The sequence below is a fragment of the Pygmaiobacter massiliensis genome, assembly GCF_900199435.1.
GTDB lineage: Bacteria > Bacillota > Clostridia > Oscillospirales > Ruminococcaceae > Pygmaiobacter > Pygmaiobacter massiliensis.
Window position 1 is genome coordinate 902,075 of sequence record NZ_OAML01000003.1, and the last position, 16,349, is coordinate 918,423.

The following is a 16,349-nucleotide window of genomic DNA, read 5'->3' on the forward strand; positions in this document are numbered from 1 at the left end:
TAGTACTGTGCCGCTTGCGGTGCATCCGGGTGTGATTTTGGATAAAATAAAAACTGCTGAGGAAGCCAAGCTCCTCAGCAGTTTTTGTATGCAATACAAGTGCGAAAAAATAAGATCTTTTCAGAGATTACTGAAAATTCTCTTGTGCATACCGTGCCAGCTCTTCTCTAAAATCGGGGTGCGCAATGGCAATCATGGCATCTGCACGCTCGCGCAGGGATAAGCCGGAAAGCTTGGCAACGCCGTATTCGGTTGCAACGTATTGAATCATGCCGCGCGGTGCACTGACGGTGCAGCCGCCTTTGATAAACGGAACAATGTTGGATTTTAAGTTGCCGTCTTTGTTTTTTCGGGCAGAGTTAAGGCAGATAAAGCCCTTGCCACCTTCAGAGCGGAAAGCACCTTCCAGAAAATCCAACTGGCCGCCGGTGCCGGAAAGCTGGCGGCTGCCAGCAGATTCCGCATTTTCCTGGCCCATCAAATCAAGCTCTACACCACCGTTAATGCTGATGACATTTTTCATCTGGCCAATGCGCTCTGGCGAATGAACATAATCAACATCTGCCGGGCGGAAAAGGGTCGGCTCATCGCGGAGCCAATTGTACAGTTCCTGCGAGCCCATTGCGAGGTTCCAGGTCGAGTAGCCGGTGTCAATTTCTTTGCGCTTGTTTGTAAGTTTGCCAGCGCGGTGAAGTGCCAAAAAGGCATCGCTAATGGTACCGGTGTGGCAACCGAGATCTTTCAGGTCTGATTCTGCAAGCATCTGCGCAACGGTAAACGGAACACCGCCAACACCGAGAGAAAGCACGGACCCATCAGAAATTTCGTTTACGACGTGCTTTGCAATTGCTACATCGGTAGGCGAGGGATCTTTGTAAGTGCGAAGAGGCAGCGGCTCATGCTCGCCTTCTACGATATAGTCTGCCTCAGAAAGATGAACACGGTGCGAGCCGTCGACACCCAGCAAAGTGGGCAGGTGCTCATTGATTTCAAAAACAACGGTGCGCGCGTTTTCGAAAATGGTGCGCCACGCATAGTTGGAAATACCAAGGCTGCAATAGCCGTCGTTGTTCGGCGCCGAAACCGGCACAAATGCTACGTCTACCCGAATATGGTGGCGGTAAAGGTCCGGCAGATAACGCAGAATCATCGGCATAAAGCGGCACAGGCCGCGTTTTTGCAAGGTGCGCTCGTAGTCGCCGATGTGCCAGCTGTAATAAGTGAAAGCAGATTGCTCAGGATCACACTCCACCACTTCGATGCGCGGGCGAATCACAAGGCCGCCGCGAATTTTAACATCGCGCAGTTCGTGTTTTCGGGCGGCAAGTGCCTTGTCCATCAATTCAGGAAAGCCGGCGCCAAAGCCATAGTCTACCCAGTCGCCAGACTGGACCGCTTTTGCCGCGGCGACTTCCGGCGTGACGAATTTTTCTCTATAATCGCTCAACATTTCATTTCTCCTTGTTGCGGCAATCTTTACCTGCCGCATGCATATGGCGGCAACGTATGCGGTGAAAATGCACCTTGTGACGCACAGGTAAAGTGCTCAAAAGCTTTTTTGGTTTCTCTTAATACTACCAAATTTCGCGTAAACCTGCAATTGCCCTTTCTCTGCCAAAACCGGTATGCAAAGCCGAGAATTTGCCCAATGAGCAATGCGAGCTGTAAAATAAGTTGCATGGGCACTATTTTGTGCTTCTTTGTCAAAAGGGCTTGCTGGTGCAGCGAGTGGATGCGTGGTATAATTGCTAACAGCAATCAGCTTTATTTCCCGTAGCTGCATTAGTCGAAGATGCTGGAAGATAAAACGCTGCGTACGCTAAGCGTATTTTAATTTATAAAGCGAAGGCACAATAAATAACAAACGAAAGATTACGCTTTAAGGAGATAACATGCCCAATATTATAGAAATCACCGATTTTACCCTGCCAGAGCTGGGCGTGTTTGCACGCTTGACCGAGGCGCAACTGCGCAACCGGCTAGAGCCGGAAAAAGGCATTTTTATTGCAGAGAGCCCCAAAGTAATTGCGCTTGCATTGGATGCAGGGTACGAGCCGGTTTCGCTGCTGATGGAGCGTAAGCATATTTTAGGTGACGCAAAAGAAATCATTGCCCGTGCAGGAGACATACCAGTCTACACTGCCGAAAGAGCAGTGCTTGCAGAATTAACCGGCTTTTCACTGACGCGCGGGGTGCTTTGCGCCATGCGCCGCCCTAAGCTTCCCACAGCAGAAACCCTTTGCACCGGTGCACGCCGTGTTGCAGTGCTCGAAGATATTGTAGACGCGACGAATATCGGCGCGATTTTTCGCTCCGCAGCCGCGTTGAATATAGATGCAGTGCTGGTTTCACCCTCTTGCTGCGACCCACTGAATCGGCGCGCGGTGCGGGTGAGTATGGGCACCGTGTTTCAGGTTCCTTGGGCATCTATTGGCGAACAGGCGTCAGAATGGCCGGGGCCGGGTATAGACCGTTTGCACAAGCTGGGCTTTCGACTTGCCGCGATGGCGCTAAGCGATGAAGCGGTCAGCGTGGACGACCCACAGCTGATGGTGGAAGAAAAGCTTGCCATTATTATGGGTACAGAGGGCACCGGACTTTCTGCCCAAACCATTGCAGGCTGTGATTATACGGTGTGCATTCCAATGGCGCATAATGTGGATTCGCTGAATGTTGCGGCTGCCAGTGCGGTGGCCTTTTGGCAGCTAAAAGCGCGATAATGCGCGAAAATGCAAAAATAAAGTCGAAAGCCCATGCGGGTTACTGTGAGTAGCAATGAGAAAAGCGTATCGGCCATTTGACTTATTTTTTTAACGTGGTATACTAGTAGACATAAGAGAACCGTCTGCTATAGAAGGGCTTTTGTTTGTTTCACTGAAAGGTGAAACAGGGAAAGCCCTTCTTTTTTTTATAACAGGCGGAATAATGCAAGTCAACTTCACAAGGAGGACCACAATGGACATTATTGCTGTAGAAAAAAGAAACACACAAGTAAAAGGCAAGCAGTTGCGAAAAGAAGGCATTGTGCCTTGCTGTGTTTACGGCGGCAATCTTCCGGCTTCAATTGCAATTCAGATGGAAGAGAAAACCGCCGACAAGCTACTTCGCACGCTGCGGCTGGGGAGTAAGGTGAAACTGAATTTAGAAGGCGAAACCATCACAACACAAATCAAGGACAAAACCAGATGCTTTGCAGATAATAAAATCGAGCATATCGGTTTTCAGGCACTGTCACCCAAGCAAAAGGTAAACAGTGTAGCACACGTGCTTTTAAAAAATGACGAAAACGTACCCGGCGTACTGGAAAAAATGATGCTTGAAATTCCCTATGCTTCACTGCCCAAAGACATGATTGACACGGTAACAGTGGACTTGGAAGGCAAAAAGATAGGTACCGTATTAACGGTAGCAGATATTCCGGAATTTTTAAGCGAACACGTTGAACTACAGGTTGAACCGGATGCTATGGTTTTAAGAATTACTGAAAAGAAGCACGCGTCTGCAAAAGAAGAGGCTGAACAGTAACCGAGCCTTTCGCGCAGATGGATTACACCAGAGCCTTGATTGTCGAACCGATAGAGACAAGAAAGGCTCTGTGTTTTATTTACAAGAAAGGTGTGAAGAATGTGCAATTAGTAGGCCAGACAATTAAACACAAGGTTTTTGGTAAAGGCATCGTAACGGGCAGAAATAACAACATTCTCACCGTTGATTTTTCTGCGGGAGAAAAGCGTTTTTTGTTCCCAGATTCTTTTTCAAGCTTTTTGTCGCTGCAAGATGGAGGGCTGCAAAATGAGATTCAAGCGCTTTTGCAAGAAAAGCACGCAAAGCAGCATGCAAAACAGCAGGAGATAGCAAAAGAAAAAGCTCGACGGGATTATCTGCGCTCTTTGAAAATTGTCCCGAATTCTCAGGCGGTTTTCAATCTCAAAAAAGAGGAGATTGCTAAAACATTTGCAGATTGGTCGGTTTGCACCGGCTATTACCTCAGCGGCTACTCAAAAGGCAAGCCGCGCACGCTGGATCGGCTCGCCCCCAATTCTATTTGTGTGTTGACCCATTGTAAAAATGGAATGATAGAGCAAGATCGCAGAATTATAGGTGCTTTTATGGTACCGGAGGATTTTCTGGGGTCCGAGTGTGAAGATGGTATCATCCCAGCCCATGAAATCTATCGTATGAAACTGGCACCGAAAGATGAACTGCTGTTTTGGCCGTATTTACAAGAAACACCCCCTACAAAAGCGTGGGGCAGTGTGGCATTTCGGTATCTGAGCAATATTACCGCTGCAAAAATTTTGTTTGACATGAAAGAAGCGGTGCGCGGTACCGGTGAGCAAGAACACGCAGAACAGTTTTATGAGCATTTTTGTAAAATAAATAAATTGAATTTATCTTTTTAACTTGGTACGCCGCAACCAGACCAAAACTACGCATAAGTCGAAACAAGTGCCGCTGCAAAGCTCTACTTAGGCTTAAGGTGTTTTACTCAAAGGCAGTGTGCTCTTGAAAAGTGCAAAAATATCGCGAAAGCATAACGGCGCCGGGCGTTAAAAAACCGGTGCTGTTTTGATGCAAAAGAAAAAGCCGCTTAAACGTAAAGTTTAAGCGGCTTTGTTATTTCTCTAAATTTAAAAGGGAGCTGATGGACGTTACCTTGGCCATGGCAAGGCCTTGCAATAAAGCCCCATTTGGGGTCGCTCAGCAGTGCGTTTATCGTTTGCAAAAAAGTTTGTGCTAAATACAAAACTCAATACAAAGGCCTTGCGGCAGATTATCCGATACTTTAAGTGTGCCAGCATGCTGTTCAATAATGCGTTTCACTAAAGCTAGCCCAAGGCCATTGCCGCCAATTTCGCGGCTTCGGGAAGCATCTACGCGGAAAAACAAATCAAAAATATGTGGCTGCAATTCTTTGGGAACACCTCTGCCGGTATCTGCAACGCGGCAGCAAACCTGTCCCTCGCGCTGGCCGAGTGTTACTGTTACAGTCCCGCCGGGCAGATTGTATTTTACAGCATTCTGCATCAGGTTAAAAAGGGCGCGCTGCAGCAAACAGTCGTTGCCGGTGGTTTCAGCATGGCCGGTTACTGTAATCGTGATGTTCTGCTTTGCAGCCAGTGGTTCCAGATCTATGGCGGCTTCTTCTGCAAGCGCACGCAGATCCACATGCTCTTCCATGTCCACCGCGGTTTGGTTCGTCAAATCCAGCAACTGCTCCACCAGCCCAGACAGGCGCTCGGTATTTCGGCTGATTGTATCAATCAAATGCCCGTATTGGTCTGGGGTGTGCTCTGGTTTCATTTGGAATACGTCGATGCGAGACTTCATCGCGGCAATCGGGGTGCGGAGCTCATGCGCTGCACTTGCAGAAAAGTTTTTTTGCATTGTGTACGCATCGTTTACCCGCCCCAGCATGTCCGAAACAGCCCCTGAAAGCTGCTCTATTTCGTCCCCGGTAGAAACGATGTCCAGTGAACAGGAAAGGTGGTCGGCATCCAGCTGACGGACCTGCTGCGCCAAAGTTTCGAGAGGCTTTAACGATTTTTTTACATACCAAAACAAAAATGCTCCACCCCCAGTCAAAACCAGTAAGGTAGAAAGTACGGTTACGCCACTAAAAGAACGTTGCGCAGCTGCGGCGGGCGTTGCGGTCACGCTGGGGAAACCCTCTGACATGTCTGGCAATGCCTCGGTGGTAAGCTCAGAACGCTGTGACGGGGTTAAGAGCATTGCATTGAAAAATACCCGCGATGCAGACATTGAGATAAGTGCAAGTGCAAGGCACATGGCAGCAGTAACACAAAGCACTACCAAAGTGAGTTTAAATCTTAAAGTTGATTTTTTGTTTTTCATAGCTTTTCCCTCAGCTGATAGCCTTCCCCAATGACATTACGGATAGGGTCGTATCCCAGCGCAGTGCGCAGTTTGCGCCGAAGAGAAGAAATGTGTACGCGCACCGAGTTGGAAAACGAATCCACACTATTGTCCCAAACGTGCTCCAGCAGTTCGCTCAAAGCTACCAGTCTTTCTTTATGCAGCAGCAGATATTCTAAAATCGCTGTTTCTTTGGTGGTCAGCGGTACTTCGGATCCGCTTGCAAATACCGTGCGGGTAGCTGTATCAAACGATAAATCATCGCAGGTTAAAACGGTGCTTTCCTGCACCGTTTTTCGGCGCAGTAACGAGCGTACCCGCGCGAGCAATTCAGCAAAATGAAAAGGCTTTGTAAGATAATCGTTTGCCCCGTCGTCAAGGCCGATGATTTTATCTTCAAGCGAGGCGCGTGCCGATAGAATTAGCACATTCACCGTTTGGTTTTGACTGCGAATATTTTTAAGCACCTCCAGTCCATCCATACCGGGCAGGTTCAGGTCCAGAATAATCAAATCATAGCTTTCGCTAAATGCCATCTCGTCAGCCACTTCGCCATCGGCGCAGCAGTCTACAGCATACCCTTGCATCCTCAAGCCTTCTACTAAGGACTCACGCAAGTCTTTGTCATCTTCAGCGACCAGTAGTTTCACAAATCACGCCTCCTTTTACATTAGTATAGCACGACAATATTAAATCCATATAAAGAAACTTTTTGCTTTCTTTATACGGATTTTATTTCCGCTTTGCTATACTCAGGGCATCTACTCAGCAAAGGGGAGTTAACAAAATAGATGAAACACTTAGATAAAAAGAAAAAAATACTGCTGGGCGCAGGCACAGCAGTGGTGGTTTTGCTGGCAGTGGCAGCGGCTACTTATAAGCCACCGCAAGAAGAGGCTCGGCAACGCGAGTACCCGGTAAAAAAGACAGACATTGTTGTAGGAATCGATTCTGCCGGAGTCATCACATCGGAAAAGGCAGGGCAGTTTATTGATACTGCGCTGCAGATAGAGGAGTACAAAGTAAAAGTAGGCGACAAGGTGAAAAAAGGCGATATCCTTGCGCTGCTTTCTGAAAAAGATGTTCAGGAAAAATGGAAATCTGCTGATGAAAAACTGAAGAACGACCGCAATGCACTGGAAAAGCTGAAACAGGAAAAACAAAATGCCAAGCTGGAAGCTGAAAAAAAGATGAACGATTTGCGCGCGGCAGGAGAGGCAGCCTATCAAGAAAAAGCAGGGGCCACACTCGCGAGAAAAAGTTCATTGGAAAGCAGTCTTGCTCAAAAACGCGCAAGGCTTGAAGAGCTAAAACAGCAGTTGCAAAAGAATGCCACCGGGGCAGACCTCGCGGCGAAAGAGCGCGAAATCAACAGCCTGCAAAATGAAAATCAGGAGTTGCAGCGCCAAATAGATGCACTGATAGCCGACACCACACAAGACCATGCCGCAGAGCTTGCCCAGCTAAATGCTGCAAAAACTGCAAATGATGCACGCCTAGTTGCGTTACAGCAAGAGAGCGATGTGCTTAAAAACGCAAGTAGCGAGGCAAACCAAGCTCAAATTAACAACGAAATTGCCCAATTGGAAACTGAAATTGCCAACTTGACCGCAGAGCTTGCAGAAGTAGAAAAAACGCTGCAAATTTACAGCAGCCAGCGCGAGCAGGAAAAGCAGAAAGAAAACGAATCCATTGATTTGATGGCAAAACAAAAAGATACCCAGATGATTGGGCTTGATCAAAGTATTGCCGAAGCACAAAGCAAACAAGAGGAATCTCAAAAAGCAGTGAATGAACTGCAAAAATACAAAAGCGACCCGGCTGTGCGCGCAGAGCACGACGGTGTTGTTCTTAATCTGGGATATAAGCAAAACGGTGTTACCGATGCCACTACCCCGATTGCAGAAATTGGTCAGCAAGAGAAAAGGGTGTTGCGGCTTTCGGTTGATTCCTCTGAAATCGTGGATGTATCAATCGGGCAAGAAGTGTCTTTTTATGTAGATGCTTATACGGATGCGACCTTTTACGGTAAGGTGGAATCTAAATCATACCTGCAGGATGACAAAGGCAAATATGAGGTAATTGTTGCGTTTGACCCGCCCGAAGAAGAGCTTTTTGAAGGTATGGGCGCCAATGCAACTCTTGTAGTAAAACAAAAACTGGATATTTTGACTGTTGCCAACAAAGCAATTGTGCTGGAAGACGGCAAGTCTTATTTGATGGTGAAAAATGAAAAAGGCGAACTCGAGAAAAGACAGATTACCACCGGCTTTTCAGATGGCAGGCTGACCGAAATATTGAGCGGGCTGAAAGACGGTGAAGTTGCCGTGGTAGAGGAACGCTATGAAAAAAAGTGAACTGATACGCCTGGTGTGGATTAACACTCTGCAAAACAAGTTTAAAGTGCTGCTTACCAGCCTTGGCATTATTGTGGGCACTGCCACTATCGTGCTGGTAATTGCAATTGGGCAGGGCGCAAAAAACGATGCGGAAGCGCAATACTCCGGCCTTTCCGCAGACACTCTTTTTATCAACTTAGACTATAAGCAGTTAAACGGAAATTTTGATACCTCTAAAATTGAAAAGCTGGATAAAAGCCTAATGGACCACATATTTGAAGAGAATTTTCACCTGAAAAGCATTTGTTTGCGTAACGAGGTAACCCGCGAAGTGCGTACCGGCAAGGTGAAAGAGTATGCCAGCATTGCCGGTGTGACCGAAAGTTATAGTGATGTATTTTCTTTGGAATTTGTAGAAGGAAATAATTTTACCCAAGCGGATTTTGAGGACGAAGCAAAGGTAGCCGTCATTGGTTTTGGGCTTGCAGAAAAATATTTCGGAGATGCCGGTCAGGCAGTTGGACAACGTATTAAAATTGGCGATGTGTCGCTTGAGATTATTGGTGTGTTGGCGCGCAATGGCGACGGTTTGCAGGGAGTTATGCATGACAGCACAATTTATCTGCCCTATGAAACTATGGTGAAAAACAAGATGGACGATGAGTTTTCGCTGCCACAAATTACTGCGAAAGTAAATTCGCTGAAAGATGTAAAAAAAGCCATGCAGCAAATGCAAGGCACTATGGATTATTACATGGCCAGCAGCTCCAGTTATGCAGTAGAAGATGCTGGCAGTCGTATTGAAAGTGCGACTCGATCGGCCCGCACAATGAGTATGCTGCTTGTTTCAGTCGCGCTTATCGTTCTAACGGTCGGCGGTATTGGGATTATGAATGTGTTGTTCGTCACCATAAAAGAAAGAACCAAAGAGATTGGCGTGCTGAAAGCACTTGGCAGCCCGGACAAAGATATTCTTGTGCAGTTTTTGCTGGAATCGCTCTCTATCGGTGTAGTGGGTGGCTTTATAGGGCTGCTGGTCAGCGGCGTGGGGCTTGCGCTGATGCGCTATACCGATCTGCCTATTGCACCCTCTGCGGGGGCATTCGTAATTGCGTTTATCTTTGCCATGCTCACCAGCGGTTTGTTTGGTTTTTATCCAGCCTACAAAGCGTCACAGCTTAAGCCCGTAGACGCCTTGTCATATGAATAAATGAAAGAAGGATTTTGTTATGAAAAAACTAGTTGTATTTATGCTCTCACTCTCACTCTCGCTGGCTTTGGTTGGCTGCACAGGCGGCAGCTCTGAATCTAAGCCCGACACCACGCCCCCTACTTCCGGTACTTCCTCATCGGAAGCGGGTGAAACCATTGAGATGCCAACCACTTACTTTGGAAAAGTAAACAGTGTGGCAGGCAATGAAATCGAGCTAAATTTGGCAAAAGAGCCTGAGATGCCCGATGTGTCGCAGCAAGAAACCCCCAAGCCAAATGCGGATGGTAGCTTTGACGCGGTGACGACAGTACCGAGCACAGAGGCAGGAGCAGGTGGAAACGGTGCTGCACAACGCGTCGAAGTAGAGTACACCGGTGAAATGAAATCGTTTGTGATTCCCGGCGGTATGAAAATTAAAGATTCCATGGGCAACGAAAAACAGCTGTCTGAAATTAAAAAAGGCTCTGTGATGAACTTTTATGTAGACGCTGAAGGCAACCTAATGGAAGTTTTTCTCTATGAATAACATGCTGAAACTGCACAAGATTAACAAAGAGTATCACATGGGCGAAAACCGGCTGCATGTGCTGAAAGATATAGACTTTACTGTGCAAGAGGGTGAGTTTGTTTCGGTACTGGGCGCCTCCGGTTCGGGTAAATCCACGCTGATGCACATTATCGGCTGTATGGACCAGCCGGACAGTGGTAGCTATTGCCTGGCAGGGCAGGAGGTTACTAAATGTACTCCGGCACAGCTTGCTGTGCTGAGAAACGAAAAAATCGGGTTTATCTTTCAAAAATATCACCTGCTGCCTCAGTACACTGTGCTGCAAAATGTGATGATGCCGTTGCTTATTCGCGGTCTGGGCCGGGAAGAAGCACAGCAGCTTGCCGACGAGAGCATTGGCCGCGTTGGGTTGCAAGAGCGCCTGTCACACCGCCCGAACGAGCTTTCCGGCGGACAGCAGCAGCGCGTTGCGATTGCACGGGCACTGGTCACAAAACCGGCACTGCTGCTGGCAGATGAACCCACCGGTGCCTTGGATGCTGCAACCGGCAAAGAAATCTTGCAGCTGTTTCAAGAGCTGAATGAGGAAGGCAAGACCATCATCCAAATTACCCACGATTTAACCGTGGCGAAAGCCGCAAGTCGGCTTGTGAAATTAAACGACGGTGTACTGGAATGTCCTTGAAAGATTTTTTAACCTGAAACTGAAAAAGTAAAGCCGCTAAAACATTGTGTTTTAGCGGCTTTTTACATCGAAATAAGATTTGATAATTTACAGCGGATAAAAGTAGAAAGTGGCGTTTAGCACACTTTTATGTCGGCACGTCTTCGGTAACTTTTATCTCAATCATCGTTACAAATTCATCAATGCTCATAACACATAAATCGTTGATGCCAACTTCGTAAGAATAGCCTTCCAGGGTGATTTCGTGCTTTTTACAAAAGGTCAAGATGCGCTCATAAGTGGGGGTCAGGTCTTCAAAATTTCCGATATGAAAAGCACGGAGATACCGCCCAGCGGGCCGAACATGAGCACATTTTAAAGTGCCCATATTGGAGAAGATGGCATCGGTATGATTGTAGTGCCTCTCGTAAAGATTGTGCACATGATTCATGGTGCCAAGTTCCATATTAAATAAATGGTGTGGCAGAGATTTGCCGTGCTGTATCATCGCATCTACATAGCTTTGGCTTTCGGTCACCGGCGTGATGGCATAGTTTTTCTTTTTGCAATCGATGATTTCGATAGAGTTTAAATCTTCGGCGATATAGCATAGCTGCTCCTGCTTAACGGAAAGCAGACTTTTGGTTTCTTTTAAGTCTTTTATTTTTTTGCTAAGTTCTTGTTGTTTTGCGACAATCAGCTCGCTAAAACGTTCTGGCGTTCGGTGTTCCATATATTGCTTAATGGCGTCCAGCGACATATCAAGTTCTCTTAAGGTTAATATCATCTCCAGCATTGCGCCTTGCGCAAGAGAATAATAACGATATCCGTTTTCTTTTTTAATTGCGGGAGAAAAAAGCCCGATTTCATCATAAAAATGCAGCGTGCGTTTACCGATTTCGTGCAGATCTGCAAATTGCTGAATAGTAAATAATTGTGGTTTCATTTTTTGAAATCTCCTGTTGACTTTACGGTTACTGTATAGTTTATAGTACCCTATACACTCAACAAAAACAAGTTTTCGGAGGTAAGTAAATTGGAATTTAGAACTTTTATGGCGGAGGACGAAATTCGTCTGGCCGAAATGATAAGAGATACCTGGGGGTATAATCGGCTGAGCGCGAAGCCGGAAGTTGCGCTGTTAATGGGTAAAATTTATTTGTATAGCTGTTTATGCAGCCAAAATTTTAATCAGGTTGCAGTCTATCAAAATTTGCCGGTCGGCATTATTATGGGGCGTACAGAGCGCGGCCCTAAAGCACAGACCGCGCTTTATCAGCAAAAGCTGATGAAATATTACAAAGAGATGACCCAGTACTCAGAGGGTAAATTTATTTTGGATATGTTTTCGGGCTTCGAAAAGCTGGACACTGAGATGCTGGCGCAAACCGGCAAAAGCTACGATGGTGAGCTGGTGTTTTTTGTCACTCATGTTGCGGTGCGCGGGCATCATATAGGAACCGCTCTTTATGAAAAGTTTTTAGTAGAGTGTCACAAGTATCAGTGCGAAAGTGTCTATGTGTACACGGATGCCACCTGCAATTTTGGCTTTTATGAGCATCAAGGATTTGTGCGGGTAAATCAGCGGATGCATCAAGTACACGACCACCAGTTTGAATTTTATGTTTATGAAAAGGGTATTACCGAATGAAGCCAATGGAAAATCAGTTTTGGAAATATGTGATTCCCAGCATGGTTACGGTGCTGCTGGGCGGCACATTTGCCTTTGTAGATGGCGTTTTTATCGGGCAGGGTACCGGTGATTTGGGATTGACAGCGGTTAACCTTGTGGCGCCGGTAGCTGCGCTGGTTACCGCGCTGGCAGCGGGCATCGGTATGGGTGGCTCTATTTTAATGTCGACCTATGCTGGCAATGGAGAAAAAGAAAATGTCCAAAAAGCGCGGGGCGCTACAATTACTACTTTAGCAGCAGTTTCGCTTATACTTTTTCTTGCAGGTGGGTTATTTAGTAAGCAAATTGTAGATTTGCTGGGGGCAAAAGGTGCTGTGTTTACGCCGGCGTTTGATTACCTCAAAATTGTTTTAACTTTTGGATGCTTTCAGATGTTTTCCAGTGGGCTCAGCAATTTAATTATCAACTCTGGTAAATCGGTACTTGCCATGGCGGTGATGGTTGGTGCCCTGGTTGTAAACATTATTTTGGACGGCGTCTTTGTACTGGTGTTTGATATGGGGACGCTGGGCGCTGCACTTGCGACCGTAATTGGACAGGCGCTGTCTGCCGTTGTCTATACCATGATTTTGCTCAAAGATAAAAGCACTCGCCCTAAAGTAGAATATTTAAAACCGGAAAAAGAACTGCTGAAAAAAGTTGTTAAAACCGGGTTTTCTCCTTTTGGAGTTCAGTTGGCACCCTCCATTGTGGTAATGTGCGTCAACTATGCCTGTGTATGGACAGGCGGCACAGCAACCCTGGCAGCTTTTGCGGTGATGAATCAATTAATTCTGGCAATCCAGATTCTATTCACGGGCATCGGCAACGGAATTCAGCCGATTATCAGTTACTGCACGGGCGCCAACAATGGCAAAGCGGTGCATAAAGTTTTTCGCAAAGCCATGGTGTTTATGTTATGCGTAGCAAGCTTTTTGATTATAGGGATTTATGCAGTACGCTTTCACATACCGCGGCTTTTTAACGCATCTAACGAAGTTGCAATTACAGTGCAACACGTGCTGATTTGTCTATTTCTTATGATTCCGTTTACCGGTTTTAACCGCGTTTTAGTACCATTCTTTTTTGCATCTACCCAAAGCCGAAAAGCAAATCTGCTTACGTATATGGAACCGCTGGCGGTTACACCGTTTTTTCTGCTGGTTTGCTGTTGGTGGAAAGGCTCTCACGGCGTCTGGGCTGCAATGCTTCTCGCACAAGTGGCACTATCCGCATTGGGGTACTGGTTGTTAAAACAAAGCTTAGCGAGGCAAAAAAGCAGATTGATGATGCGAGAGAATATTAAAACAAAAACTAAGAACGGATGATGAAAAGCGATTTTTAGAATGAAGAATTTTATTTGAATGATTTTGATCTTTTAAATAGAGACCAAATAAGATGGGAGGTATTTTATTAGACCTGCCTTTTGCCACTTGAAAAGTGTAGCTCATTAATACACATAATAGTTGACGAGATTTTAACATAGTGATATAGTGGACACGTGATTACTAAATATGCCTTTTATGTTTAATGAAGTTTAGCAAACAAGAACGAACGTGGGGGAAAAACTATGACAATTAGAGAATTGGCCAAATTAATCAATGTTTCACCCGCTACAGTGTCCATTGTTTTAAATAGAAAAAAGGGCGTTAGTGAAGAAACGCGCAAAAAAGTGCTTGAGGCCATCGAAACTTATCACTATATGCCATCTATTCAGAAGGCCAGCAAATCCAAAAGCGTGCTTTTAATGAAATATTGCAAAAGCGGTATGTTCGTAGAAGAAAACCAGGGCTTTATTTCTATGATTATCGATTCGATTGAAGAGCAGCTGCGCATGGAACACCTTGGCATGACGATGATGGTGGCGAAAACAGAACTGCGCGCGGTCTTAAACTCCATCGATTACACCAAATACTGTGGCATGATTGTGATTGCAACAGAGATTATGGAGGACAATTACAAAACGCTGCAAAGCATTCCCATTCCATTTGTGGTGGTAGATAATACGGTGCCAAACTATGGATATAACAGCGTTTGCATGAACAATTATGAGAACGTGTGGATGGCACTGCAGTATTGCAAAGAGTGCGGACATACCGAAATGGGATATCTCGGCAGCATTTCGGATACGGAAAACTTTCGCTCTCGCAGTAAGGCGTTTCAGATGTATGTGAAGGAGTTTGGGTTCCGCTTTGAAGAGAGGTGGAAGTTTCTTGTCACCCCAACAATGCTTGGTGCGCATGACGATTTTATCAAGATGCTTACAAAAAAAACGGAGCTGCCCTCTTGCTTTTTTGCGGAGAACGATACGATTGCCTTGGGCGTGATGAAAGCACTGAAAGAGCAGGGCTATAAGGTGCCAAACGACATTTCTATCATTGGGTTTGATGATATTCCGTACGCTTCGATTAGCTCTCCAGCGCTTACCACAGTGCATGTACAGCGCAATATTATGGGGCGTCAATCGGTGTTTCAGCTGTTGCAATTGATGGAAGATTCTCGGTTTACGCCTATTAAAACACGAATTACGGGCCACCTTGTGGTGCGGGATAGTGTAAAGGATCTACGCGAGACCTAAAATTAAAAATATAAATTGAAAAAGATGACTTAAAGACGCGAAAAAGCGGATTTAGGTCATCTTTTTGTTTAATAAACAAAACTGAAAAAAATAAAGGCGAAAAAACGGAAAAATACGCTCATTGGAATGGACAAATGTACCAAAAAAATGTAAATACTATGGTTAAAACGGTAAATTACACCAAATGTTATTGACAACAATGAAAAACAGTTGTATTGTTTAGCCAAACGAAACTAAATATGTTTCGACACTTGTTTACTAAACAAAGGAGGAAAAGGCGTTTATGAGGAATTCAAGAAAAGTTATTAGCTTAGTACTTGCAGCAACCATGGCGGTTTCATTGCTTGCAGGCTGCGGTAGCAGCACAGCCAGCAGTGCCGCCGCACCTTCGGCGGCTCCGCAGGGCAGCTCGGCAGCGGCTCCCGCATCAAACCCTGTACAGGGCAAAAAAGTAGCGTATGTCATGTTGCTTCCTTCTGCAACGATTTTTCAAATGTGGAAGGACTCCTGCGCAAAACTGTGCGACGAGCTCGGCGTTCAGTTCGACTTCTTCTTCTGTGATGGCGACTTCAATAAGTGGCAGGATACTATCCGTACCTGTGCTTCTGCAGGATACGACGGACTGCTTGTCAGCCACGGCAACCAGGACGGCTCGTATGTTTTCCTAAAAGAAATTACCGAGCAGTACCCGGAGCTGAAAATCGTGACCTTCGACACCCAGTTCTACACCGATGGTCAGTACCAGAAACTCCCCGGTGTTACTCAGATGTTCCAGCAGGACAAATCGCTGGTTACTGTATTGCTCGATCAGATGATTGAAAAGTACGGCGAGGGTGTCCGCCTTATCAAAGTTTGGAGAGGCCCCAACTACAACAGCCCGTTTGATCGCCGCGAAGTTGGCTGGGAAGAGTACGAAAAAGCCGGCAAAATCAAAACGGTTGGCGAGATTCAGCCGCTTCAGGACTCTGTTGACTCGGCAAACACCGTTACTGCAGCTTACCTGCAAAGTGTAAAACGCGAAGATGTTGACGGCATTATTGCATACTACGACATGTATGGCCAGGGTGTTTACAACGCCATCATCGAGAACGATAATTTCAACGGCAAAAAAGGCGATGCACTGCCGATGGCCTCTGTGGATATCGACCCCGTAGACGTAACCAATATGCAGACCAGCCCCGATATTTGGTCCGCAGCCGGCACCACCGACTGGACCATGAACGGCGAGATCGGCATGCGCATTTTGTTGTTGCAGCTGGCCGGCGAGTATGACAAAATCTATGACCCCGCAACCGATAAAACCGGTGTGGACGTAGTGGAAGTTCCGGGCACTGCCATTAAAGCGACTGAGCTGAAAACGGATTCTACTGTAGAGAACCTTGGAAATATAGCAGGAGAAACCTATGGCAATCTTGATTACTTGTCCGAAGCGACATGGATGCCGAAGGACCTGATCCATAAATAAGCGCCGACAACAGCGCTTACTTTCTAGCGGCAG

15 protein-coding genes are annotated in these 16,349 nt (G+C 46.2%); 11 read left to right on the top strand and 4 right to left on the bottom strand.

Annotated elements, in window-relative coordinates; all coding sequences use genetic code 11:
• Nucleotides 1-127 precede the first annotated feature (127 nt).
• On the bottom strand, nt 128-1,450 hold the full coding sequence (locus C1A11_RS08790; RefSeq protein ID WP_102050104.1) for an acetyl-CoA hydrolase/transferase family protein: 1,323 nt from the start codon (nt 1,448-1,450) through the stop codon (nt 128-130).
• Nucleotides 1,451-1,892: 442 nt separating this feature from the next.
• On the opposite strand from C1A11_RS08790, the gene C1A11_RS08800 reads away from it, so the two are divergent.
• The 3 genes from C1A11_RS08800 to C1A11_RS08810 all read left to right on the top strand — a co-directional run bounded on the left by C1A11_RS08800 (nt 1,893) and on the right by C1A11_RS08810 (nt 4,403).
• Entirely contained in the window at nt 1,893-2,720 is an 828-nt protein-coding gene (locus C1A11_RS08800) for a TrmH family RNA methyltransferase (RefSeq protein ID WP_102050106.1), read from the top strand.
• A gap of 235 nt (nt 2,721-2,955) precedes the next feature.
• A complete protein-coding gene (locus tag C1A11_RS08805; RefSeq protein ID WP_102050107.1) occupies nt 2,956-3,525 on the top strand; it encodes a 50S ribosomal protein L25/general stress protein Ctc in 570 nt (189 codons plus the stop codon).
• A 101-nt stretch (nt 3,526-3,626) separates the two neighbouring features.
• The gene (locus C1A11_RS08810; RefSeq protein WP_102050108.1) at nt 3,627-4,403 is read left to right on the top strand and encodes a hypothetical protein; all 777 of its coding nucleotides are present in this window, start codon (nt 3,627-3,629) and stop codon (nt 4,401-4,403) included.
• A gap of 334 nt (nt 4,404-4,737) precedes the next feature.
• On the opposite strand, the gene C1A11_RS08815 is transcribed toward C1A11_RS08810, so the two are convergent.
• The gene (locus C1A11_RS08815) at nt 4,738-5,856 is read right to left on the bottom strand and encodes a sensor histidine kinase (RefSeq protein ID WP_102050109.1); all 1,119 of its coding nucleotides are present in this window, start codon (nt 5,854-5,856) and stop codon (nt 4,738-4,740) included.
• Nucleotides 5,853-6,527 carry a response regulator transcription factor gene (locus tag C1A11_RS08820; RefSeq protein WP_102050110.1) on the bottom strand — a complete coding sequence of 225 codons (675 nt, stop codon included), beginning with the start codon at nt 6,525-6,527 and terminating at the stop codon, nt 5,853-5,855. The genes C1A11_RS08815 and C1A11_RS08820 overlap by 4 nt, the downstream gene beginning before the upstream one ends.
• 141 nt (nt 6,528-6,668) lie before the next feature.
• Between C1A11_RS08820 and C1A11_RS08825 the strand changes: the two genes are divergently transcribed.
• Genes C1A11_RS08825 through C1A11_RS08840 form a run of 4 tightly spaced genes read left to right on the top strand, consistent with a single transcriptional unit; the run spans nt 6,669 to nt 10,622 of the window.
• Nucleotides 6,669-8,234: a permuted SH3 domain-containing protein gene (locus C1A11_RS08825; protein WP_102050111.1), complete on the top strand. Its 1,566-nt coding sequence runs from the start codon at nt 6,669-6,671 to the stop codon at nt 8,232-8,234.
• The gene (locus C1A11_RS08830) at nt 8,221-9,426 is read left to right on the top strand and encodes an ABC transporter permease (protein ID WP_102050112.1); all 1,206 of its coding nucleotides are present in this window, start codon (nt 8,221-8,223) and stop codon (nt 9,424-9,426) included. The genes C1A11_RS08825 and C1A11_RS08830 overlap by 14 nt, the downstream gene beginning before the upstream one ends.
• 19 nt (nt 9,427-9,445) lie before the next feature.
• Nucleotides 9,446-9,955, top strand: a complete 510-nt coding sequence (locus C1A11_RS08835; RefSeq protein WP_102050113.1) for a hypothetical protein — start codon at nt 9,446-9,448, stop codon at nt 9,953-9,955.
• Entirely contained in the window at nt 9,948-10,622 is a 675-nt protein-coding gene (locus C1A11_RS08840) for an ABC transporter ATP-binding protein (RefSeq protein ID WP_102050114.1), read from the top strand. The genes C1A11_RS08835 and C1A11_RS08840 overlap by 8 nt, the downstream gene beginning before the upstream one ends.
• Before the next feature lie 127 nt (nt 10,623-10,749).
• On the opposite strand, the gene C1A11_RS08845 is transcribed toward C1A11_RS08840, so the two are convergent.
• The gene (locus tag C1A11_RS08845; protein ID WP_102050115.1) at nt 10,750-11,547 is read right to left on the bottom strand and encodes a MerR family transcriptional regulator; all 798 of its coding nucleotides are present in this window, start codon (nt 11,545-11,547) and stop codon (nt 10,750-10,752) included.
• Nucleotides 11,548-11,637: 90 nt separating this feature from the next.
• On the opposite strand from C1A11_RS08845, the gene C1A11_RS08850 reads away from it, so the two are divergent.
• The 4 genes from C1A11_RS08850 (at nt 11,638) to C1A11_RS08865 (ending at nt 16,316) form a co-directional block, all read left to right on the top strand.
• Nucleotides 11,638-12,252: a GNAT family N-acetyltransferase gene (locus C1A11_RS08850; RefSeq protein ID WP_145995742.1), complete on the top strand. Its 615-nt coding sequence runs from the start codon at nt 11,638-11,640 to the stop codon at nt 12,250-12,252.
• A complete protein-coding gene (locus tag C1A11_RS08855) occupies nt 12,249-13,601 on the top strand; it encodes an MATE family efflux transporter (RefSeq protein WP_102050117.1) in 1,353 nt (450 codons plus the stop codon). Before C1A11_RS08850 ends, C1A11_RS08855 begins: the two co-directional genes overlap by 4 nt.
• A 242-nt stretch (nt 13,602-13,843) precedes the next feature.
• Nucleotides 13,844-14,851 carry a LacI family DNA-binding transcriptional regulator gene (locus C1A11_RS08860; protein ID WP_102050118.1) on the top strand — a complete coding sequence of 336 codons (1,008 nt, stop codon included), beginning with the start codon at nt 13,844-13,846 and terminating at the stop codon, nt 14,849-14,851.
• A gap of 283 nt (nt 14,852-15,134) precedes the next feature.
• Nucleotides 15,135-16,316, top strand: coding sequence for a substrate-binding domain-containing protein (locus tag C1A11_RS08865; RefSeq protein WP_102050119.1), 1,182 nt, complete (start codon nt 15,135-15,137; stop codon nt 16,314-16,316).
• The last annotated feature ends 33 nt before the right edge of the window (nt 16,317-16,349 follow it).